The 23,733-nt window shown below is 51.2% G+C and carries 13 protein-coding genes and 1 riboswitch; of the genes, 10 read left to right on the forward strand and 3 right to left on the reverse strand.

Features of this window, described 5'->3' with window-relative positions; translation table 11 throughout:
• The 8 genes from OXH16_22310 to OXH16_22345 all read left to right on the forward strand — a co-directional run.
• Positions 1-4,574: fibronectin type III domain-containing protein (locus OXH16_22310; protein MCY3684139.1), on the forward strand; the 4,574-nt coding region annotated here is incomplete at its 5' end.
• Positions 4,575-4,632: 58 nt separating this feature from the next.
• Positions 4,633-6,354 carry a hypothetical protein gene (locus tag OXH16_22315; GenBank protein ID MCY3684140.1) on the forward strand — a complete coding sequence of 574 codons (1,722 nt, stop codon included), beginning with the start codon at positions 4,633-4,635 and terminating at the stop codon, positions 6,352-6,354.
• 290 nt (positions 6,355-6,644) lie between these two features.
• Positions 6,645-8,831, forward strand: a complete 2,187-nt coding sequence (locus tag OXH16_22320; protein MCY3684141.1) for a patatin-like phospholipase family protein — start codon at positions 6,645-6,647, stop codon at positions 8,829-8,831.
• Positions 8,832-8,880: 49 nt separating this feature from the next.
• On the forward strand, positions 8,881-11,598 hold the full coding sequence (locus OXH16_22325) for a hypothetical protein (GenBank protein MCY3684142.1): 2,718 nt from the start codon (positions 8,881-8,883) through the stop codon (positions 11,596-11,598).
• 18 nt (positions 11,599-11,616) lie between these two features.
• Positions 11,617-12,528, forward strand: a complete 912-nt coding sequence (locus OXH16_22330; protein MCY3684143.1) for a DUF4956 domain-containing protein — start codon at positions 11,617-11,619, stop codon at positions 12,526-12,528.
• A 71-nt stretch (positions 12,529-12,599) separates the two neighbouring features.
• Positions 12,600-13,643 (forward strand): hypothetical protein, encoded by a 1,044-nt coding sequence (locus OXH16_22335; protein MCY3684144.1) that lies wholly within the window; start codon positions 12,600-12,602, stop codon positions 13,641-13,643.
• Between the two features lie 49 nt (positions 13,644-13,692).
• Positions 13,693-15,180, forward strand: a complete 1,488-nt coding sequence (locus OXH16_22340) for a sulfatase-like hydrolase/transferase (GenBank protein ID MCY3684145.1) — start codon at positions 13,693-13,695, stop codon at positions 15,178-15,180.
• A gap of 3 nt (positions 15,181-15,183) precedes the next feature.
• Entirely contained in the window at positions 15,184-16,332 is a 1,149-nt protein-coding gene (locus OXH16_22345) for an MFS transporter (GenBank protein MCY3684146.1), read from the forward strand.
• On the opposite strand, the gene OXH16_22350 is transcribed toward OXH16_22345, so the two are convergent.
• Entirely contained in the window at positions 16,329-17,855 is a 1,527-nt protein-coding gene (locus tag OXH16_22350; GenBank protein MCY3684147.1) for a sulfatase-like hydrolase/transferase, read from the reverse strand. The two genes, OXH16_22345 and OXH16_22350, sit on opposite strands and share 4 nt — an antisense overlap.
• Positions 17,856-17,958: 103 nt before the next feature.
• Here OXH16_22350 and OXH16_22355 point away from each other — a divergent pair, with 103 nt between their 5' ends.
• Both OXH16_22355 and OXH16_22360 read left to right on the forward strand, forming a co-directional pair.
• Positions 17,959-19,308, forward strand: coding sequence for a DUF1015 domain-containing protein (locus OXH16_22355; GenBank protein ID MCY3684148.1), 1,350 nt, complete (start codon positions 17,959-17,961; stop codon positions 19,306-19,308).
• A gap of 40 nt (positions 19,309-19,348) precedes the next feature.
• Positions 19,349-20,590: a geranylgeranyl reductase family protein gene (locus OXH16_22360; GenBank protein MCY3684149.1), complete on the forward strand. Its 1,242-nt coding sequence runs from the start codon at positions 19,349-19,351 to the stop codon at positions 20,588-20,590.
• A 10-nt stretch (positions 20,591-20,600) separates the two neighbouring features.
• Here OXH16_22360 and OXH16_22365 read toward each other — a convergent pair whose 3' ends face one another.
• A complete protein-coding gene (locus OXH16_22365; protein ID MCY3684150.1) occupies positions 20,601-22,106 on the reverse strand; it encodes a glycine hydroxymethyltransferase in 1,506 nt (501 codons plus the stop codon).
• A 55-nt stretch (positions 22,107-22,161) separates the two neighbouring features.
• Positions 22,162-22,252: riboswitch (ZMP/ZTP riboswitch) on the reverse strand.
• Between the two features lie 45 nt (positions 22,253-22,297).
• Positions 22,298-23,725 carry a flippase gene (locus OXH16_22370; protein ID MCY3684151.1) on the reverse strand — a complete coding sequence of 476 codons (1,428 nt, stop codon included), beginning with the start codon at positions 23,723-23,725 and terminating at the stop codon, positions 22,298-22,300.
• Between the last annotated feature and the right edge of the window lie 8 nt (positions 23,726-23,733).

Genomic DNA, 23,733 nt, shown 5'->3' on the forward strand with positions numbered 1-23,733 from the left:
CTACGACATTGCGCTATTATCTATCAACCGATGCGACGATCACAACAGGTGATACAGAAGTAGAAACGGACTATGTGAGCCGCCTTGCCCCTTCTGAAACCAGCGAGGAATCTGCTTATTTGAACGCTCCGTCGAGTGCAGGCACATATTACTACGGAGCCTGTGTTGAAGCAGTCACTGGCGAGTCCGACACGGGTAACAATTGCTCCAGTGCGGTCACTGTCACTGTGGGCGGCACAACTCCCCCACCCACCCCCAATCAGCCCCCAGTATTCACCGAGGGCGCAAGCACAACCCGCAGCATAGCCGAGAACACAGGCGCAGGTCAGAACATCGGAAATCCGATCAGCGCGACAGATGGCGATAACGACCGCCTCACCTATAGCCTCGAAGGCACGGATGCCAGAGCATTCACCATCATCTCAGGCAGCGGTCAACTCAGGACCAGATCGGGTGTGACGTATGACTACGAAACAAAGAACAGCTATTCGGTAACCGTACGAGTACAGGACAGCAAAGGCGGCAGTGCGACCATCGCCGTGACCATCACCCTCACCGATGAGAACGAAACACCGAGCAGGCCAGATGCGCCCACAGTCACAGCATCAACATTGAACAGCCTGAGCGTGCGCTGGACAGCGCCGACAAACTCCGGATCTGCAATCAGCGACTACGATGTGCAGTACAGGGCGACAGGCGGCAACTTCAACGACTGGCCCCATACCGGAACTGGCACGACGACGACAATCACGGGCTTGACCGCAAACACCCGTTATGAGATACAGGTGCGAGCGCGCAATGCACAGGGCGTGAGCAACTGGTCGTCATCAGCTACCGGAACGACCACAGCCAATCAATCTCCAGTATTCAGCGAGGGAACCAACACGACGCGTAGCATAGCAGAGAACACAGGAGCAGGCCAGAACATCGGGAACCAGGTCAGTGCGACAGACGGCGACAACGACCGCCTTACCTACAGCCTTGAAGGCAGGGATGCCTCTGTATTCACTATCATCTCAGGTAGCGGTCAACTGATGACCCGGTCGGGTCAGACGTATGACTATGAGACCAAGGACCGCTATTCGGTAACTGTGCGGGCACAGGACGGCAAAGGCGGCAGTGCAACCATTGCCGTGGAGATCACCCTTACCGATGAAAACGAACCGCCGGGCAGGCCTGATGCACCCACAGTCACGGCTTCATCGAACAGCCTGAGCGTACGTTGGGTAGTACCGACTAACTCCGGCCCTGCCATCAACGACTACGACGTGCAGTACAGGGAAGCAGGAAGCAATTTCACCGATTGGTCCCATACAAGCACGAGCACGAACACGACGATCACGGGCTTGACAACTGATACCAGTTACGAGGTACAGGTTCGAGCGACCAATGACGAAGGCACGAGTGATTGGTCGCCATCGGGCAATGGCACGACCAGTAGTACTGGTGCTAATAATCCCGATCTGATTGTCGAATCACCTTCGGTCGATAATAACACCCTATCACCAGAGCAATCCTTCAGGCTAAGTGCGACTGTTCGCAATCGTGGAGGAGAGCGGTCTGCCTCCACGACATTGCGCTATTATCTGTCAACCGATGAGACAATCTCGACAAGTGATACAGAAGTAGGCACGGACTATGTGAGCCGCCTTAATGCATCTGCAAGTAGTGATGAATGGGCTCGTTTGAAGGCACCATTGAGTGAGGGCACACATTACTATGGCGCCTGTGTCGAGAGCGTCAGTGGAGAGAGCGATACGGGTAACAACTGCTCCAGTGCTGTTACCGTCACGGTTCTCGGCCCTGACTTAATCGTCGAATCGCCTTCGGTCAGCAATAGCAGTCCGGGACCAGGTGCATCCTTCAGGCTGTATGCCACTGTTCGCAATCAGGGTGGCGGACGATCTTCCTCTACGACATTGCGCTATTATCTGTCAACCGACCAGACGATTGACCAGAGTGATACAGAAATAGATACAGACTATGTTAGCTCCCTTGATCCTTCTGAAACCAGTGACGAGTCGGATTTCTTGTCAGCCCCGTCAAGTGCTGGCAGATATTACTACGGAGCCTGTGTGGAGGCAGTCACGGGCGAATCCGACACGGGTAACAACTGCTCCAGTGCTGTCATCGTGACCGTGAGGAGTGCCCCTCCTCCACCCGCGCCCAATCAGTCCCCAGTCTTCAGCGAAGGAACAAGCACAACGCGCAGCATGGCAGAGAATACAGGAGCAGGGCAGAACATCGGGAACCCGGTCACCGCAACAGATGGCGACAATGACCGCCTCACCTATAGCCTCCAGGGCGGGGATGCCTCTGCATTTACCATAGTCTCAGGCAGTGGTCAACTCAGAACCCGATCAGGCGTGACGTATGACTATGAGACAAAGGATACCTATTCGGTAACCGTGCGAGTACAGGATGGCGAAGGCGGCAGTGCAACCATCACCGTGGAAATCACCCTCACAGATGAGAATGAACCACCAGATAGACCAGATGCACCAGTAGTCACAGCCTCGACCTTGAACAGCTTGAGCCTGCGCTGGACAGCGCCGACGAACCCCGGTCCCGCCATCAGCGACTACGATGTGCAGTACAAGGAGGCAGGAGGTAGCTTCACCGACTGGCCCCATACCGGAACTGGTACGACGACAACAATCACGAGCTTAACTGCAAATACCCGTTACGAGATACAGGTGCGAGCGCGCAATGCTCAGGGCGAAAGTCCCTGGTCGCCATCGGCTACCGGAACAACCATAGCCAATCAGTCCCCGATGTTCAGCGAGGGAACAAGCGCGACGCGTAGCATCGCAGAAAACACAGGCGCAGGGCAGAACATCGGAAACCCGGTCAGTGCGACAGATGGCGATAGCGACCCGATCACATATAGCCTCGCAGGCAGAGATGCCTCTGCATTTACCATAGTCTCAGGCAGCGGGCAACTCAGTACCCAATCAGGTGAGACGTATGACTATGAGATAAAGGATACCTATTCGGTAACTGTGCGGGCACAGGATGGCAAAGGCGGCAGTGCGACCATTAGCGTGGAGATCACCCTAACCGATGAGAACGAACCGCCGGGCAGACCTGCTGCGCCCACAGTCACGGCTTCATCCAATAGCCTGAGCGTGCGTTGGGCAGAACCGGGAAATACCGGTCCCGTCATACGCGACTACGATGTGCAGTACAGGGCGACAGGAGGCAGCTTCACCGACTGGTCCCATATTGGGCCGGGCTTGAGCACGACCATCACGGGCTTGATGCCTGAGACCTCTTACGAGGTACAGGTGCGGGCAACCAATGACGAAGGCACGAGCGACTGGTCGCCATCGAGCAACAGCACCACCAGTCGTCCCGCTCCAGGCTTTGCCCCGGTAGATCAGAATGCATTCAATACATTTGTTAGCGACAAGGTCCTATCAGTAGAGTCCTATTATATCGAATTTTTGTCTGCCGGTCGCTTTGAGGAAAACAATGCATATCCGGGAAGCTATACATATGCAAATACTGGCTCGAACACTGGCATACTGACGCAAAACTATGATGGGGGGCATTTGGGCGGTACCTGTACAATCGAAATGACCTTCTCTTCAACAACCACAGGCACTTTACGCGCCAAATGTGGTAGCGAACAAAACTACGACTCACCCCAAGAGTGGCGGTTTTCCGCTCCGCCCGATCCCAATGCCTTCAATATCGAAGTCATTTGGGTCGGTAGCGAGCCATCTGCAGCTCACCAGGCAGCTTTCAATGCCGCGGTTACGCGTTGGGAGAACATTATCACGAGCGACATCCCCGATGTTTTTGTCAGTTCAGATGAGGGAGGTACGATAGACGGCGTTAAGATCTTCGGTCTTGTAGATGACCTGAGGATCTACGCACGCCTCACTAATATTGACGGTCCGGGTGAAACTCTGGGGAGTGCTGGTCCTCGAGAAACGCGCGAGCAATCAAAATTGCCGATTGTAGCACAAATGAAATTTGACACGTCTGACCTGGGCAATTTTACGCTTGAAGCTCTGCAAGATCTCTATCTGCATGAGATGGGTCATTGTTTGGGAATCGGTACTGCGTGGAAACCCCTCGGCCTGTTAAAAAATCCGTCAATCAAATACCAATTTTTTATCATCCCTGTAGAGGTAGATGGTGCCGATACGCATTTCGCTGGTGCAAGTGCAATTGAGGCGTTCAATGACGCAGGCGGAACGAACTACGCGGATGGGAAGGTACCGGTGGAGAATGAGAAAGGCGGACCGGGTACACGAGACGGTCATTGGCGGCAGTCTGTGTTCGGTCCCCATGAACTCATGGAGGGATTCGCTTCTCCCGGTGCAGCGATGCGTCAACCGTTGAGCGCGATCACGATCCAGTCTCTGTCCGATCTGGGCTACATCGTCGATGTCAGCCAGGCTGACGCTTACACCCTGCCCTCTCCTACCGCTACTAAATTGGCGATAGCATCTGAGCACCTGATTCCGATTAACTGCCTCCTGACAGAACCCATCGGTGAGATTGATGAGTACAAGCAGATCGAATTGAAGCCCAAACGCTCGAGGATACGTGAGGATCAATGAAATTCCGGAGATGGAATACAATGCTAAATCTCGCACTTTGCAAAAGGTGATTTTCCCCATGTCCATTTTCAAACGCCTATCACTCTGTTTCCTATTCGTATCACTGCTTTTGATCCCCTCATTTGCCCAACACTTTTTAGGCGCATTGTCAGGGTTGGTACTCCAGGTGGATACGCAGATCGAAAGCCCTGTGCAAAACAACAATGTGCAAACCCTTCCCGAACAAAAGGCGGGAGATACGATTCAGTTTCAATTTTTCGTGCCAGCAGGCGTAGGTCAATCTACCAATGGTTATACAGTGGAACTCGATCTGCCGGGCAAGACATTTTCCAGCTATATTGGGAATGTATCGGGCACGGATTGGACAGGAGGAGCACTGATAAGCACTGGCTCTACAAAGTTGTCCGCGTTATTCCCCACAGGTGCTTCTGTGCCTTCAACGGGTTATTTGGGGCAGGTTGATTTGCAGGTGACGAGGTCGCTTGAAGGCGGTGCAACACTGATCGTCAAAAGCCTTTCAATAACCAGTGGGAGCGATGTTGACGTGTTAGATGTATCCAATGCGGTCATCACCTTTACTGCACCTGCGACTGGCCCCGGTGATTTTGATGGCAATGGAATCGTAAATTTGGCGGACTTTCTGGCATTTGTCGCGGTTTTTAACAAGTCATCATCGGATGTGGGATTTGATGCACGGATGGATTTTGATGGCAATGGAATCGTAAATTTGGCGGACTTTCTGGCATTTGTGGGCGTGTTTGACACAACGTATCCCACAGGTGGTGGGCAAGGTGGTAGTGGGCAAGGTGGTGGCGACAGTAGCGTTATACCGCCCCCACCTGACAATGCACGGTATTGGTGGGATAGTTCTATTTATGAATACAGAATCTCCTGGGATCCTACTCCTGGCGCAACTTCTTATCGGGTATATTATGACAGTGCTATTTTCTTCAATGTTAGTTGCCCAGGGGGCTGCAGGCGAATAGCTAATGTAAGTGACACAACCACTGCTCACCTTAGTAGTCATCGTAATTTTCGCAGCATAGGATACTGGGTACGGGCCTGCAATGACATAGGCTGTTCAAACTATGTGAGAACAGCCTATGTTAGAGCATCGGAGGTTGGAGGATACCCTCTATCAACAGCAGTCATCGGACTGGATACCTCTAATGATGATCCTACAGGAATCACTTACGCCAATGACAGGTTCTATGTGGTTGATGAATACCAGGATAAAGTATATGCGTATATGAATTCTGGACAGCGCGATGCCGCTTCCGACTTCAACCTGTCTCCCGACAATAATGACCCTACAGGAATCACTTACGCCAATGACAGGTTCTATGTGGTTGATGAATACCGGTACAAGGTATATGCGTATATGGGTTCTGGACAGCGCGATGCTGCTTCCGACTTCAACCTATCGCCCGACAATGATGATCCTGCAGGGATCACTTACGGCAATAACAGGTTCTATGTGGTCGATAGTAGAAGGGACAAGGTGTATGCATATATGAGTTCTGGACAGCGCGATGCTGCTTCCGACTTCAACCTGTCTCCCGACAATGTGTTGTCTAAAGGGATCATCCACGCCAATGACAGGTTTTATGTGGTTGATGGTTACCGGTACAAGGTGTATGCATATACGAGTTCTGGACAGCGCAATACTGCTTCCGACTTCAATCTGTCTCCCGACAGTGGATATCCTCGTGGGATTACCTACGCCAATGGCAAATTCTACCTGGTTGTGCGTAGTCTAGTCTATGAGGTCGATCCCTAATGAGCAAGTCCGCATGTTTCGCGGGCTGTTGCTTTGGCGACTTTGATCCAATGTATAATGGCCTGATTGCCCTGCTACAGACGCAATCCGAATAAGCCTTGTTCCTCTTTAATAAGGGCGATATATTGGCTTTAAAATTCTGTAATTCATTGAGATATGTGCATAAAATGATTTGATTTGCCATAAGTTGGTCGAGAGCGGATCGATCTTTCAAAGCCGGAAATTAGATGACGAACAAAAAGTTATACACAACAAAATGCGGGATAGTTCAAAGCCTACTTGTTTTGAGCATGTCTTTGTTGTGTTTCGGTTTTGCCCTGTTCAGCACGCTTCCTGCTTTTGCAAAACAGAAGCCCCGAGTCGCACTGGTGCTCAGTGGAGGAGGCGCGCGTGGAGGGGCACATATCGGCGTGTTGCGCGTGCTCGAGCGCGAAGGCATACCCATTGATATGATTGTAGGCGTGAGTTATGGTGCTCTGGTGGGAGGATTGTACGCCGCTGGATATTCTGTTGATAATCTCGAACGCATTATTGTAGGAACAGATTGGTGGGAAATAACCAATAATCACCCCAACCGCCGTCTGTCGAATTTGAATCGCAAACCAATAGCTGATCGCCAGATGCTTGCATTGCGCCTCGATAAATTGAACCTGAAATTACCTTATGGGGTTTTTGCCGGGCAAAAAATTCAGCATTTTCTCAATCAATTGACCCTTGGCGCAATTTATCGGGCGCGAAACGATTTTGATCGGCTGCCAACGCCTTTTCGCGCAATTGCAACAGATATTTTATCTGGCGAACAGGTCGTGATTAAAAATGGCTCGCTCGGCACGGCAATCAGAGCGAGTATTTCTGTTCCCGGGGTGTTTGCGCCGATAAGTACAGAACAAACTCATCTCGTAGATGGCGGCATTGTCAATAATCTACCTGTAGATGTTGCATTAGACGCCGGTGCTGATTTTGTTATTGCCGTGGATTGTGCCACGCCTTTACGCACTCAAAAGCACGAAGTTGAAGATATCATCGACGTCATTGATCAGGCTGTTAGTTTTCGAATTGAAGAAAAAAAAATTGCAAATCGAAAACGCGCCCATGTGCTGATCATGCCCGATTTAAAAAAGTTTGATGGAGGCGATTTTAATCTGTCATATACCTTGATCCCGATTGGGGAAAAAGAAGCCGAAAAACATCTGGGTGCGATCTGGAAGGCTCTGCAAACACTCGGCATTTCAAAGCGCGTTGAAAAGTCAAGACCGTCGATATTGCCAGATGATTTTGATTTTAGAACCTGGGTAGATATACCATCGGATATTGTAATTGACCGGGTTCGAATTGAAGGCTTAGAACGCTATTCACAAGAGGTATTTACATCGCGGTTGGAAAAGTTTGTCAATAAGCCGATATCGTTTCGAGAACTGGAAAACGAATCTGGCCGGTTCTATGCGACCGGATTATTTCAAACGGTAGATTACGAAGTTATCTACCATGAAGACTATACCGAATTGGTTTTTCAGGTGCTTGAAAACCCCCCCAGTGAATTGAAAATAGGACTTCATTACGACAATGATTTTGGGGTTGCGGCACTGACCGAGTTTGCACATCAAAATGCTTATGGCCCCGTAGCAGAGTTTTATTTTCGAGGCCTATTGGGCAATTTGAAGCTTGCTGAAATGGATTTAATTTTTCGCTCATCCAGGCGCCTGGGTTTCCCCGGGGAGATTCGAGTATGGAATCAAGACCGATTGTATTTTCAAAATGGGCAACGCCAGAACACGTATAACGAGAAACGTTTTCGCGCGCGATTGGGCATGCAGGTTTTGTTCCACAGTTGGGGAGGTTTCAAAGTGGGGTATCAAGTTGAGCATGTCCGCATTCGCGGTGCGGACAGTTCAATAGGCAATGCGTCTAAAGATCTCCCCGCCTTGTGGCTATCTGCAGGCATTGACACCCGAGACGATGCGTTTTTGACAAGACACGGCATCTATTGTCAAACGCAAGCAAAATGGGTTCATCGGACATTTTCACATAAGCAGGTGCAAACACAACTCGCATACTTCACCAGCCCCCATCCGCAATTGAGTGTGGGCCTCTGGTCTCACGGAGGCTATATGACACAGTCCGCGCCGATTTATGAACACTTCGCATTAGGTGGTGCAGGACACTTTAGTAACGCAGCATTGCGCGTTGTCGGTCTCAAACGCGACGAACTGAGAGCTTTCAGGTTCGTATCGGCGGGCATTTCTGTTTGGAGCCACATGAAATTTTGGGGATCCATACCGCTCAGTGCTATTGGAATTTTCTATCAGGGCGGTCTGTACAATATGTCTTCCAATCCGGATCAGCCCAATACCCGTATCCACGGTTTTGGTATTGGTGGTTATATCAGCACGACGTTTTTAGGCCCCATTCGCATTGATATTGTGAGCACAGAAGAAAAGGATATCCGGATTTATACCGCAGTCGGATTTGCGTTTTGATGCATATTCATCTGTCTTATCCAAATCACCTTGAAACGAAAGGAAAAGCATGATATTTTCCAGATGGAACGCCATTTTATTCTTCCTGGTGCTCGCTTTTTCCGTTCCGATAGAAGCCACACCTGATGAGGATTCACCGCCACCAGGATACAGGATTCACCGGTCTATTCCTCCACCGGGTGCTAAGACCCACATGGTAATTCCAGGAGAAAGATTCCGGGCTGGCGGATTCAAACGCTGGTTCTACGGCAGCAATAACCGTGACCTATGGACCACTCCTATCGAGGTTGCAGTCCTCGACCTCGGCAGCGCAGGAGGTGGCTTGACACCGCTTCGCACCGGCGGATTTGGGCAATCTATCTCGCTTCACTTTACAGGGGAAGATGGCCGCCGATATACGGTCCGCTCTCTGGATAAAGATCCCACCAAAAGAATATGGGACGAACTCAAAGATACGATCGTAGATGACGTCCTCCAGGACTTGATCAGCGCGCTTTTACCAACAGGGGCACTCGTGGCTGATCCGCTGATGGAAGCCACTGGTATCCTCCATTCCAAACACACGCTCGTAGTCATTCCAGATGATCCGAGGCTGGGAGAGTATCGCGAAGAATTTGCCGGCCTCATCGGAACGCTACAAGAACACCCGTCTGAAGGACCGGACGATACGCCCGGCTTTGCGGGTTCCCGGAGGATCAGCGGAACGGAGAGGCTGTGGGAACACCTTGAAGAAAGTCCTTGCAACCGCATCGATGCCCGTGCCTATCTAAAGGCGAAACTGATGGATCTTTTCATCGGCGACAAGGACCGCCATTACGGCCAGTGGAGATGGGCGCAATTCCCCGATAGCGATTGTTATACATGGCTTCCAATACCCGAAGACCGCGACCAGGCTTTTATCGGCTTCAAGGGATTTGCCATGGCAATGGCGCGCAAAAGACTCCCCAGGCAAATCAAGTTCGAAGACGAGTATCCAAGCCTGGTGGGCCTATCGACTACTGGTTGGGAAATGGACCGCGAGTTTCTGGCCGAACTCAATAAGACCGCGTGGGACTCGGTCATAACGGCGTTTCGCAGAGACCTGCCCGACCAGGTTATTGAGGATGCCGTGAGGAAACTCCCACCACCGTATTACAAAATGATTGGAGAAGCGCTTACACAAGCCCTCAAATCGAGGCGGGACGCATTGCCTGAATTTGCCAGCAGATACTATGAATTGATTACCCGTCAGGTCGAAATCCAGGCAACCGATAAGGATGAGTACGCCCATTGTGAACACCTGCCGAATGGTGATCTATCAGTCCGTATCGGTCTGATAGAAGACCCTGACGGAAAAAGGAAGACACCCTATTTCCAGAGAACTTTCCACCCCCAGGAAACCCGGGAAGTTCGAATATACCTCCGGGGTGGGGATGACCATGCGGAAATATCGGGGACAAAAGGGCAGATTGTCGTTCGCATTGATGGTGGCGGTGGGGATGACACACTTACAAACGCATCCCAATCTGGCGCCTCAAAAACCCGGTTTTATGATTATCGTGGCAAAAATCAGTTCGCCAAAGGCAAAGGAGCGAAAATCGACGAGCGACCCTACAAGCGTCCTCCCGCACGGCTTCTCCGTGCCAGATATGCACTGGACTGGGGCGGACAGGCTATTACCGCTCCGATTATCAGGGTAAACCCGGATATGGATGTATTCGTGGGGGCGACCTACCATCGGCAGCATTTCGGCTACCGAAAAGACCCTTTCTCTTCGCAACATTTTTTTAAGATCGGGCTGGCGAAAGACAGAGATCTCAAGGGAATCAAGCCCTTTGCCTCCTATACCGGAAACTTTCGCGAATTCATGCGCGACTTCGACGCGAGAATCTACTTAAAATACTCCGGATTCCAGACAATTCGGTTCAATGGATTCGGTAACAAAATAGAAACTCCTGAGCCGTCTTCCTTCTATAAGGTGGAACAAAGACATTTTGTTTTCGCACCTGCCCTCGAGTTTCGAGCAGGAGATCATAAAGGAGATATGCCGCATGTTGGTATGGGATCGCTCCGCTCGAAATTAACCATTGACTTTGGGCCGATTATCAAGTATTCAAACACACCACTCAGTTCCAATCGAGAAAAATATATCGGTTCGCTCGATCAACCACTCTACGGTACGGACTCCTTCGGTCAGGTAGGCGCACTGGGTGAAGTCGTGTACGACACGCGTAACAGTCCTGGGTATCCCACTCAGGGGATCAGAGTCAGGGTTGCCGGAGACATCTATCCAGGCGTCTGGGATGTAGAATCGACCTTTGGCAGCATAGATGGGGAAGCCAGTACTTACCTGACAGCCCCTATACCGACTACCCCAACCCTTGCCTTAAGAGCAGGTGGCAAGAAGGTGTGGGGAACCTTTCCCTTTCACGAAAGTGCCTTTCTGGGCGGATCTGGTTTTGTCGGTAGTGGCATATCCAGTGGCAATTTGCGCGGTTTTAGGAAAAACAGGTTCTCTGGAGAAACTGCGCTGTATGGAAATTCCGAACTGCGACTGGTTCTGACAAAAATCAAGCTTCTGGTGTCGGGAGAATTCGGATTGTTCGGTACGGCTGATACCGGACGGGTAATTTATGACGGAGATCCGGGCAATGCTGATAAATGGCACACCAGTATCGGAGGTGGGTTCTGGCTGTCTTTTCTCAAGCGCCAGCAGACCTTTAGCGCGGCAGTTGTAAAAGGCGATGACCTGACGGGCGTATATCTGCGCGCTGGTTTTATGTTTTAGCTCATAAGGGAGGATGCGATGCTCAACAACATCATCATACGTCTCGCCGTTTACTATATCACGTGGCTTTTGATTCTCAATGCGATTTTTCACATATTCCCGGAAATTCTTCATTACGTCGCCCAGGAACGCGAACGCATCTTTGTAGGAACATCCTTTAACTCCGGGGTCGATGCGGCCGTTCCGCTTGGAAACATCAAAGAAGGGATAAACCGGCTCGCCGATCCGGAACACACGATTCCAGTTGTAGTCGCTTTGGTACTGGCCTTCGCGGTTACCCTCCCAATTACCTGGGTATATGCCTGGACGCATCCGCCCAAGAAATACAGTCAATCCTTTGCACAAACTCTGCTCGTGATACCTGTCGCCATATCGCTGGTTGTTTTTTTGGTGAAGGGTAGTCTTGCCCTTGCGTTCAGTCTGGCGGGTATCGTAGCCGCCGTCACCTTTCGGCTCTCACTCAAATCGACCATAGAGGGCGTGTACATGTTTATGGTCATCGGGATAGGGCTGGCGGCCGGCACCCAGCTTACGACTGTGGCCTACCTCGCATCGTTGGCTTTCGTCACCATAACACTGGGTGTGTGGAAAATCAATTATGGCGCGCAGCCACCAGTACTATCCGGCTGGAGTATTGTTTCACCTGATCACTCGGTCCAGACCTCTGGGACAAAGACTACCGGGAATTCTTATGATGCCCGGATTGAAGTACACACAACGAAGGTCGAAACAGCGCAAAAAGCAACAGCTCAAATCCTGAAATCCGGGACCAAACAGTGGCAAGTAGCAGATGTGATCGAGAAAGAAGATGGAACCGCTATTGTTGTGTATGATGTTTCGTTAAAAAAATCCGTCGATCTGCCTATCCTCATCCGGGATATTGAAAAAAGCAAAAAAAGTATCAAAAATGCAACGCTGACAAAAGTTTAAAATTGGTGTTCTCAAAGCCTTCCTATCACTTGAAAAGTCTGGCAAGCACACTCATAACGGTATCATTGCAAATGAAGAATCACACAGATAAATTCCTGCTGGGCTTCCTTGGTTTTGGCATTCTTCTCTACCTGTTGTCGATGGGCTATGGAGGGGATCCATCTTCAGATCCAGATACTCCGACCGCTCGTCCTTTAGCGGACACAATGGCTGTATTAGACTATGAAGAGGATTCATCCTCAAATTTTAGTGGAAATCCCTCAGACACAGATCCAAATACTTCAATCGCTCACCCTCTGGCGGACACGGCAGCAGTATTACAAAGGAAAATATCTCTTGAAAGCTATACGCTAAACGAAGAGACCGCAACGCACTGGAAGCTGTCCGAGCAGCTTGAGGAAATCTCTGGTTTGGCAATGACCAGAGACAACCGACTCCTGGCGCACAATGATGAAAGAGGGATCATTTTCGAGATCGACTATCAGAATGGATCAATCGCAAAAGCATTCCAATTATCGGATATGAAGAATCCGGTTGCCAGTGATTTTGAGGGCATTGCAACAATTGACGAACAGATCTATCTGGTCACGAGTTCAGGCCGACTATACGAGTGTCGTGAGGGAACTGCTGGCGAGTCCGTTCTCTTCAATGTCTATACGACTGGCGTCGGCAGAGATTGCGAAATAGAGGGCCTGGCGTATGACGAGAGCAAGCGGGCACTCTTAATGATGTGCAAGGACGCTCGCAGCGCAGACATGATGGGACAATTGGCAGTATATCACTGGTCAATTGACGAGAAACAGCTAATCAAAGATGCACATATCGCAATACCTGTCGTTGAATTCGCCCGGCACATCAAAGGAAAAAAATTCCAACCTTCGGGAATCGAGCGACACCCGGTATCGGGAAATTACTTTATCATAGCTGCTCGTCAGGGAGCTATTGCGGAGATCACGCCGGGAGGCCAGGTCGTTGCAGCCAGAGAGTTTCCCGCCCAATGGCATCGCCAGGCTGAAGGTATTACCTTCGCTGCGGACGGCACGCTAATAATTGCCGATGAAGGCGCAGGAAAGAGAGCGAGACTAACCCTTTACCCTGTCTCGGATAGTCAATAACAGACCAAAGCTATTTCAAAATCACTCATAACCAAAAACAGGACATACAATGGCACAGTCAAAACCCAACCTGCTCTACATCCATTCCGACCAGCACGACCCCTATGTGACGGGCTGTTATGGCGACAAGGTCGTTCAAACCCCCAACCTCGACAGCCTCGCTGCAAACGGCGTTGTATTTGAAAACTGCTATTGTCCTTCGCCGATATGCGTACCCTCGCGCATGTCCATGCTATCGGGACGCTATCCCTTTGAAAACGAAGTCTGGACAAACTCCCATATTCTCAACTCGAGCATTCCCACATTTGCCCATGCAATGGGCGCGGGCGGTTATGACCCCGTGCTCGTCGGACGCATGCATTCCAATGGACCAGATCAGCTACACGGATACGCCCAGCGCCTCGTAGGCGACCACGGACCCAATCATCCTGGTGGTGGCGGCGTCAACCACGGGATGCTATCGGGCACAGCAGGTCCCGCTCGCGTCAGCCTGACGAAATCGGGTATCGGACAAAGCGCCTATCAGGTACACGACGAAGACGTAACCGCAGCAACCGTCGCATACCTCGACCGTCTGGGCGTAAAAAAACGCGCAGGACAACCTTCAGAACCCTTCTCTCTAACCGTTGGGTATATGCTGCCCCACCAGCCATTTGTCGCGCGTCGCGCCGACTACGACCGCTACGATGGCCGCGTACCTCCCCCAACAGTCTCTATCCCCTTCTCAGACGACCTGCATCCCCACATCAAATCCTGGCGCGAAGGCTGCGGTATTGAAACCGTCACAGAAGCCGAAATCCATCGCGCGCGCACCGCATACTGGGCACTTGTGGATCGCATGGATTACATGATCGGGCAGATTCTCACAGCCCTCCGCCAAAACGATCTGATCGAAAACACCCTCATCATTTACATGTCAGACCACGGCGAACAAGCCGGCGAACACGGCCTGTGGTGGAAACAAACCTTCTACGAACACTCCGCCAAAGTACCCGCCATCCTCTCCTGGCCCGGTCACCTGCCCGAAGGCAAGCACTTTGACAACGTCATATCTTCTCTTGACCTCAACGCCACCATGATCGACGCCCTGCAATGTCCCGAACTCCCCCACTCTCGTGGACGTTCACTCCTGCCGCTTATGCGCGGCGAAAACACATCCTGGGACAACCTCGCCTTCTCCGAATTTTGTCAGGACAGCGCAGGCGGGGGCGGACCCTTTCCTTCCAAAGGTGTGTACCAGCGCATGATTCGGCAGGACGAATGGAAATATAATTACTACCACAATCAACCCTGTCAGCTCTTCAACCTGAAAGAAGACCCCAACGAATTGCACGACCGCGCAAACGACCCGTCCTGTCAAAACCTGATCAACAATTTTACCGCCCGCATCCTCAATGGCTGGAATCCCGACGCCATCGCCTCTCAACTCGCCGCCCGAAACAGAGACACCCGCATCCTCACCGCATGGGCGCGCCACACCAAACCCGCAGATACGATCCGCTGGGACCTGCGCCCCGAAATGGATTATCTGGAATAGTAGATGCCTATGAAAACCGAACTCACCAGACTCGACCTGGCCTGCTGGGGCGGGTTTATGATGTTTGCCACCAGCGGTGTTGTCACCCCAATATGCCTGCCCGAAATATCCAGAGCTCTGTCCATCTCCCTCTCTGAAAGCGGCGGCCTGGAAACCGCGCGAACATGTCTTTTGCTCGTCGTCTTAATCCTGTCCGGCATCCTCGCGCGCAAATGGGGCAAAAAACATTTTGTGACCTGGGGGCAATATCTCCTCGCCATCGGCCTCCTCATGATCAGCTATGCCGATAGCTATCCCATGCTTATCCTGTCCCTCATGGTCACCGGCATTGGCGGTGGATTCACCGAAGCCCTCATCAATCCCCTGGTTATCGACATCCACCCCAAAGACTCGGGCAAATACCTCAACATCACCAATGCCTTTTACCCCGTCGGCGTCATGGTCTCCGCGCTACTCTTTGGCGAACTCCTGACCCTCGGATATTCCTGGCGGCTCGTGTTTCGCATTGCGGCAGCGGGTGCGCTTTTCATGGGCATCTCGTTCCACCTATCGCGCTTTCCCATCTCCGTAGCAGATCGGCAATCATCCAAACACCTGATTGCACAAATCCTCAAAACGCCCAAATTCTGGCTCTTTGCCATCGCCATATTTTTGGGCGCAGGTGTCGAAGCGGCATTCACATTCTGGAGCCGCAGCTATGTGGAAACCTACCTCCAGGACATGCCCCGCGCCGGTGCAATCGCTGTCGTCGTCTTTGCGATCACAATGGCACTGGGCCGCTTGCTCTCCGCAAAATTATCCCAGATGATCCGCCTGAAAACCCTGATGCTCGGTTCCGCCATCTTCGGTGTTGTCGTCAGCAGCGGCATTCCCTTCTCCGAAAACCTGATTGGATTTTACATCCTGCTCCTTTTCGCAGGATTTGCAACCGCCTGCTTCTGGCCCACCATACTCGCCGAAGCCGCAGAACACCTGTCCTTTGACACCACCATGCTCTTTGTCGTACTCGCCTGCTTTGGCATTGCCGGATTTGGCCTCATCCCCTGGATCATGGGCGTTATCGGAGACAGCGCCAGCCTGAAAGCGGGTTTCTCTATTATACCCGGCCTCTTTATCGGCCTGATCGTCGTAATCTCCATCACAAAGCGTTAATCACCCGGCGGCCAAACTGTTTTTTTCGTATATGCCTCTTTCAGATCGCGCCAATACCGCCTGCCTTTGTGAACCAGATTTGTCGGCGCAAACCGCTTGTTCAAACCCTTCTCGTGACTCGACCGCCCCGTATCGGTTCGATATTGCAATGTGAACCGCATCAATTGTGCGAGCAAATCAAAACGCGCATCTGCATATTCTGGATCGGCCCAAACATTTTCGATCTCACCCGGATCATTGCGGTGATCGTACAACTCTCCCTCATCCAGATTCCCGTAAAACACCAGCCGAAAATCTCGCGTGCGAATCGCCGACACCTTGCCTCCGGGATTGCCCCAATCCCATTCGCAAAACGCCGCGTCTTTCCCATTTCCCTTGCCATTCACAACCGGAATCAAATCGCGCCCATCGCACCCATCGGGAATGGGAATATTGCAGAGCCGACACAGCGTGGGATACCAATCGACCGATTCCACAATCGCATCACACCTCGCGCCAGACGGCCCCCCCGGATAGCGCAAGACAAAAGGAATGCGGTGGATCGAATCGTAAATCCCAAAATTCTTGTGAAACAACCCGTGATCACCCGCAAAATCCCCGTGATCCGCACAATACAACACCACGGTATTCTCCAACTCCCCCACCTCATCCAGATAATCCAGCACCCGACCAATCTCGGAATCAATCGCCGTAATCAGCGCGTAATAACTCGCCAAACAGCGCTTCAAGCGATCGGGATTTGGATCGGCCAGAGGATACCCACACCCATCGGCCAAACGCTCTTGCATAAACTCGGGCTTGCCGGCAAAGTGACGCTCAAAATAATCAATCGCACTATCGGGCAACACCATCTCATCCGGATTGTACATATCAAAATGCTCTGCCGCAGGCGCAATCGGCGCATGGGGCCTTTGAAAACTCATGTGCAAAAAAAACGGCCGCTCATCGTCTCGCTCCTTCAAAAACGCCAGCGACTCATTGCCCGTATAATGCTCAATCGAATGCTGGTATGGCAATTTGGCTGGCGCACTGCCATCCATCGTATATTCCTGCCCGGGTCTGGCCGAGCCTTCTTCGTAAAAATCCGACAACCCCAGATCTTCCAGATACTTAAAATAATGCGTCTCGGTTGGATCCAAATGCGTCGCATCGCACAAATCCGTATATCTGATACGCTCAAAACCATCCTCATCCCAGCGCCGAACCATGTGCGCCTTGCCGATCACAGCCGTTTGATACCCATATCTCCGAAACTGACACGCCAGCGTATTGGGATTCGCCTCGGGAATCTCCGAATGATCATTGCCAAACATCCGATGCGTGTGGCAATACTGCCCGGTCATAAAACAGATCCGCGACGGTGAACAAATCGGATTATTGCAAAAAGCGCGTGTAAACACCACGCCCTCATCCGCAATGCGGTCCATATTCGGAGTCCTGACATTTGGATGCGCGGCAAATCCCGTGCAATTAGCATTGTGCTGATCCGACATCAGCCACAGCACATTTGGTCTTCTCGCCATAAATTGCTCCTTTCAGAGTGTATGTGTTTGCAGACTATGAGATAAAGCATTAAATTGTCTCTGTTTGATGAGAATAAATCGATCTCTTGCAGAGGAAAACACCATGTTTTTTGACAACATCGCGCTCGGCGTACCCAAAATATTGCTCCCAAACCCCGAAATCGACTTAAGAAAATGGGCAATCATCGCCTGTGATCAGTATGTACACGACATCTCGTATTGGGAAGAAGTCAAAAGCATTGTGGGAGACACGCCATCAACCCTGGACCTCATCTATCCCGAAGTCTATCTCTACGACGACGAACACGAAGAACGCATAGCCCGCGTACACAACAACATGAAACGCTTTGTCACCAATGGCATTTTTCGCGACGAAACCGAAGGCTATTTGCTCGTCGATCGCATCCTGCCTTCTGGAAAATCGCGCAAAGGACTTGTCGTAACCCTCGACCTCGAACATTACGACAGCCGCAGCCAGTCAAAAACCCTCATCCGCACAACCGAGGGCACCTATCCCAAAAACCTCGAAGCGCGTTTCGAAGTTCGGGGCAATGCGTCGCTCGAATCCCCCCATATTTTAGTACTCATCGACGACCCCAAAAAAGAAATTATCGAACCTCTCTTTGAAGAAGACCATCCCAACATCGTCGATTTCGAACTCATGATGAATGGAGGACAACTCAAATATCACTTAATCGACGGCCAGAAAGACATTGCGCGCATTGCCCAAAAACTCGCCAAACGCATTGAACCCGATTATATCCAGCAAAAATACGGCGTAGAAAACGAAACACTCCTCTACGCCATGGGCGATGGCAACCACTCATTTGCCGCCGCGCAAAAAGCATGGAAAAAAATTAAATCAACACTCAATGACAGGCAACTCGCAGCGCGACATCCAGCCAGACATGCCATGGTCGAATTGATCAATCTTCACGACGACGCGATAGATATAGAGCCTATCCATAGACTAATCATCCGCGTTGACCCAAAGAACACCTGCAACACCCTCATCGCCTTGCTCAATGCATCGGGCACCCGGGCGCGTCTGGAAAAAGTCTCATCGCCCGACGCGCAACATCAGCGCACCGCAGCTCTATCATCTGCATCCACCCATTGCCTCCCCTATCGCGCCGCGGGAGATCTCGGCATACTCGTAATTGAAAATCCATCTCAAAGAACCATACCCGAAACAATGGAAGCCGCGCTCGACCTGTTCACGCGAGAAAATACCCAAGCCGAAGTCGGATTTATCCACGGCGAAGATGTAATCGACGACCTGGGCAACAAATCCGACGCCCTCGGTTTTTACATGCCACCCATTTCAAAAGACAGCGTATTCGAATCTATTGTTCGCTACGGCGCCTACCCTCGAAAATCCATATCCATAGGCCACGCTGACGAAAAACGCTATTACCTGGAATGCCGAAGCCTTGTTCATACTAAACGATAATATATGATGATTTCAATTGCAATTCAGATGTGGGAGATATATGACTGAGCTATACGACATGATCATTGTTGGCGCAGGACCGGCAGGCGCGACAGCGGCGTTATACGCCCATCGCGCGGGACTCAATGTCTGTCTGGTGGATAAAGCGCAATTCCCACGGGATAAAATCTGTGGCGATGCGCTATCGGGCAAAGTCGTGTCGATTTTGCACGAACTCGACTTATTCGATCAGATCGCGCGATTGCCTGGCGCGACCATTCGAGAAGTCGTATTTGGCAGCCCGAATCATGTGGATGCACGTGTAGATTTGCGACGGTATGATCATCAGGACCAGGCCACGGGCAAAATACTGCCGATGGAAGGATTTGTGATCCGGCGCGAGGTACTGGATAATTTTCTCTTCCAAGAAGCGAAAAAAGTTGCGAGCACCTGTTATGAGGGATTTGTCGTTAAAGACCTGATACGAGAAAACGAGCAAATTGTGGGCGTGCGCGGCGTGGTGGATGGCCGAGAACGCGAAATACATGGTCGCACCGTGCTCGGCTGCGATGGTTTTAATTCAATGGTCGCGCGCAAAGCGGGATTATACGCCCATGAATCCGTGCACTGGGTCGTAGCGATTCGCTGCTATTACGAAAATGTGGCGGGATTGGGCAATCAAATCGAGTTGCATTTTGTAGATGAAGTCTTGCCGGGTTATTTCTGGATATTCCCACTGGAAAATGGAACGGCAAATGTGGGCATTGGCATGCGTCACGATGTATTGAAGAAACGAAGGGTGGATTTGAAAGTAGCACTAAGCGAAGTAATCAGCCGCTCGCCTTATGCCCATCGGTTCAAAAATGCGCGCCCAACAGAAGCCCCGGTGGGATGGAATCTCCCGGTGGGAAGCACCCGTCGAAAAAGTTATGAGAATGGCGTATTGCTCTTGGGCGATGCCGCAGGATTGATCGACCCCTTCACGGGCGAGGGAATTGGCAATGCACTGTATTCCGCGCGTTTTGCCGTTAATGCCGTGAAGGAAGCCATTGCCGCAGATGATTATTCAGCGACTTTTCTAAAGCGATACGAAGACCGATTATGGGATGCAATAGGCGATGAATTGGCGACCAGCACGCGAATGCAAAAATTGGGACAATGGCGTCCCCTTCTCAACTTTACAATCCACAAAGCCGCACACAACGACAAAGTGCGCGATCTAATCTGCGGCATGATGGCCAATGCCGTCCCCAAAAAACAACTCACCAATCCCCTGTTTTATTTGAAACTGCTATTTAGTTAAACAAGCTGACCTAACCAAACGCCTCTTGCAAATACGCCAGATCGAGTTCGGGATAAACCGGAAACCGCTCGAGAAGATTGGCGATCCTCTGTTGGGCGTCTTCGAGCACACCATCCTGGACTCTGTATTGGACTTTGCTAAACTGGCCCGCACTTCTGCCCTTCGTGAACCGCAATGGCCGTGCATGGGTGAGCACATTGCCCATGACCGCGCCGATCTCTCGCATCTCTTCTGCCCCCATACCAAGCGTCGTAAGCGCCGGTGTCCCCACCCTGAGACCACTGGTGTACCATGGACCATTGGGATCAAAGGGAATCGTATTTTTATTCAGCGTAATCCCGGCATCGCGGAGCAGGGTTTCGGTCTGGCGCCCCGTGAGATTAAAAGGCGTAACATCAACCTGCAGCAAGTGATTGTCAGTCCCCCCAGTAAGAACTGTAAGCCCCGCATCCATACACGCCTGGGCGAGCACCTGGGCATTATCGACAATACTTGCAGCATACGCTTGAAACTCGGGCGTACTCGCCTCCTCAAACGCGACGGCTTTGGCCGCCATCACATGGGGCAGTGGACCGCCGAGCACCATCGGGCAGCCCTTATCGATCTGCTCGGCAAATTCTTCCGTACACAAAACCATACCCCCTCTGGGACCGCGCAGAGTCTTGTGTGTGGTCGTCGTAACGATCTGGGCATGGGCAACCGGATCAAAATCGCCCGCAAAAACTTTACCGGCCACCAATCCGGCAAAATGCGCCATATCCACCATAAAAACAGCCCCCACTTCATCGGCAATTTCCCGGAAAATGCGAAAATTAATTTTGCGCGGATAAGCACTATAACCCGCTAAAAGAATCAAAGGTTTGACTGTTCTGGCCTGGTCGCGGACTTCATCGTAGTCGATAAGACCAGATTCTTTATTCACCGTGTATGCATGCGCCTCAAACATGCGCCCGGACACATTGATGCGATAGCCGTGCGTGAGATGCCCCCCGGATGCGAGATCCAGCCCAAGGAGCTTTTGATTGCCCAATTGCGTGCGAAGTGCGCCCCATGCTTCATCCGAGAGATCAAACGGCGATTTTTCCCCCATTTTTTCGAGTGCAACATCTTGAACGCACCCCGAGAGAATCGCCCAAAAAGCGACCATATTCGCATCTGCGCCCGAATGGGGTTGAACATAAGCGTGATCCGCGCCAAAGAGATCGCACGCCAGCTTTGCAGCCTGGCTTTCAATCGCATCTACATTATCACAACCAGCGTAAAAACGGTGATCGGGAATCCCCTCGGCGTATTTATCGGTCAGCAAATTGCCCATAGCCAGTTGCGTGGGCAAAGAGCAATAATTCTCGCTCGCAATCATCTTGAGATTCGAACGCTGGTCGGCCAACTCGCCCACGATATTTTTCGCCACATCGGGCGATACGGAAGCGACCTGTTCCAGCGAGGCCAAATAGGCGACAAATCCGGGATTTGGAGTGGGATTTTGGGCAAGATAGTCGGCAAGAGGACTGGACATGGATATTCTCCTCGCGTTTTGCCCGATACAAAAATAGCCCGGGCTGTGTGTAAATTTCATAAGCCCAGGCGATCGGCTATCGGATGAAGAGCACTGCGCTTCCCCGTGGTCAATTCCACGTTCATTCGCCAGTCACGCAGACCCTTGTCAAAAATCAATATACAGAATTGCAGACCAAAGTCAACGGTTTGTTAGGGCGTAAAAAAGCGCCAGCCCCACAAAATGAGGGGATATCCCGCAATAAAAATGATACGCGCAATAACACCCTCTATTGACGTATCGTGAAGATAAGGGGATAAAACGACAAAAACAACCGCCCCCGCAACACATATCTTCCCCAAACGCCCGTATTCGTAGGGAACCGGATAAAACCGCCGCACAATAAGAAAAAGCAAAACAGCCATCAAAACATGCGCGATAAGCGTACTATAAGCAGCGGCAATAAATCCAATTTTGGGCAAAAGAAAAATATTGATAGCGATATTCACACACGCACCCGTCCCCACAATAAACGGCAGGGATCCCGCGCGACCTTCGGCATATACACCCGCGGTGAGAATGATATAAAGACCGTGAAAGAAAAATGCCAGCCCCACCAAAGGCACAACCCGTATGCCTTCGAGATAAGTCTCTGCATTGTCACCGGCAATCAGAACGATAATTTCGCGTGCAAAAGTAGCTAAAATCAAACAGCCAAAAATGCCGAACAGCGTGAAATACGTAGTGACACGCGCACACATCTGCCGCGTATCTTCCTCTGTATTTTCATCCACGGTTTCGTCGAGCACGGCAGGTGCCCAGGCAGAGCGAAACGCTTTAACCACAAAAAAGATGGGCAAACCGAGTTTATAGGTAATACCGTAAATCCCCAGATCGTCGAGATCCAAAAAAAATCGGATCAGAAAGCGGTCAGACAGACTAATGATGAGAAAAGAAAAAGCCGAGGGTACAAACGGCAGGCCAAAACGCAGAAGTTCGCGCAACGCGCGTACATCAAAAGCTGGACGAATCAAGCGCAGACCAACGGGAAACATGACAATAAGTGCAAAAAGAGAACTGATGAGATTGGCTTCAAAAACCGCGATTGGCCCGCGTTCAAGAATTGCGATAAAATAAGCGGTAAGACCGAGTTGTAGCGTGTGTTGAATCACCCGCACAATCGCATAGTGAAAGGATCTCTGACGAGCGCGACAAAGTGTGAAAAGGGGTTCTGACAGCGCGTCCAAAAGGACAACGGCGGCAATAAGTTCGAAGATCGTACTGTAATCCGAACTGCCCAAAAAATGATGCGCGAGACTCCCGGCATTGGTCCAGACCAGACTCGACAGAATAACCCCTGTGGCGAATAGTGACCAAAATGCGGAGCTAAATGCGGCGCGATGTTTGTCGAGATCGGTCTTGCCAGATAAGAGGCGGACCAGCGCGGGATTGAGACCGAGGGAATAAAAAACCGCGCTAAATCCGATAAATGCAAATGCCAGAGACAAAATGCCATTATCAGCAGGTGTGAGATGTCTGGCATAGATGGGCACGAGCAAAATGGACACTGCGCGACCGAGCAGATCGCCCATGCCATAGACCGCCGTATGTTGCGCGAGAGATTTGATTCGAGAGAACATAATTCACC

The organism is Gemmatimonadota bacterium (assembly GCA_026705765.1).
GTDB lineage: Bacteria > Latescibacterota > UBA2968 > UBA2968 > UBA2968 > VXRD01.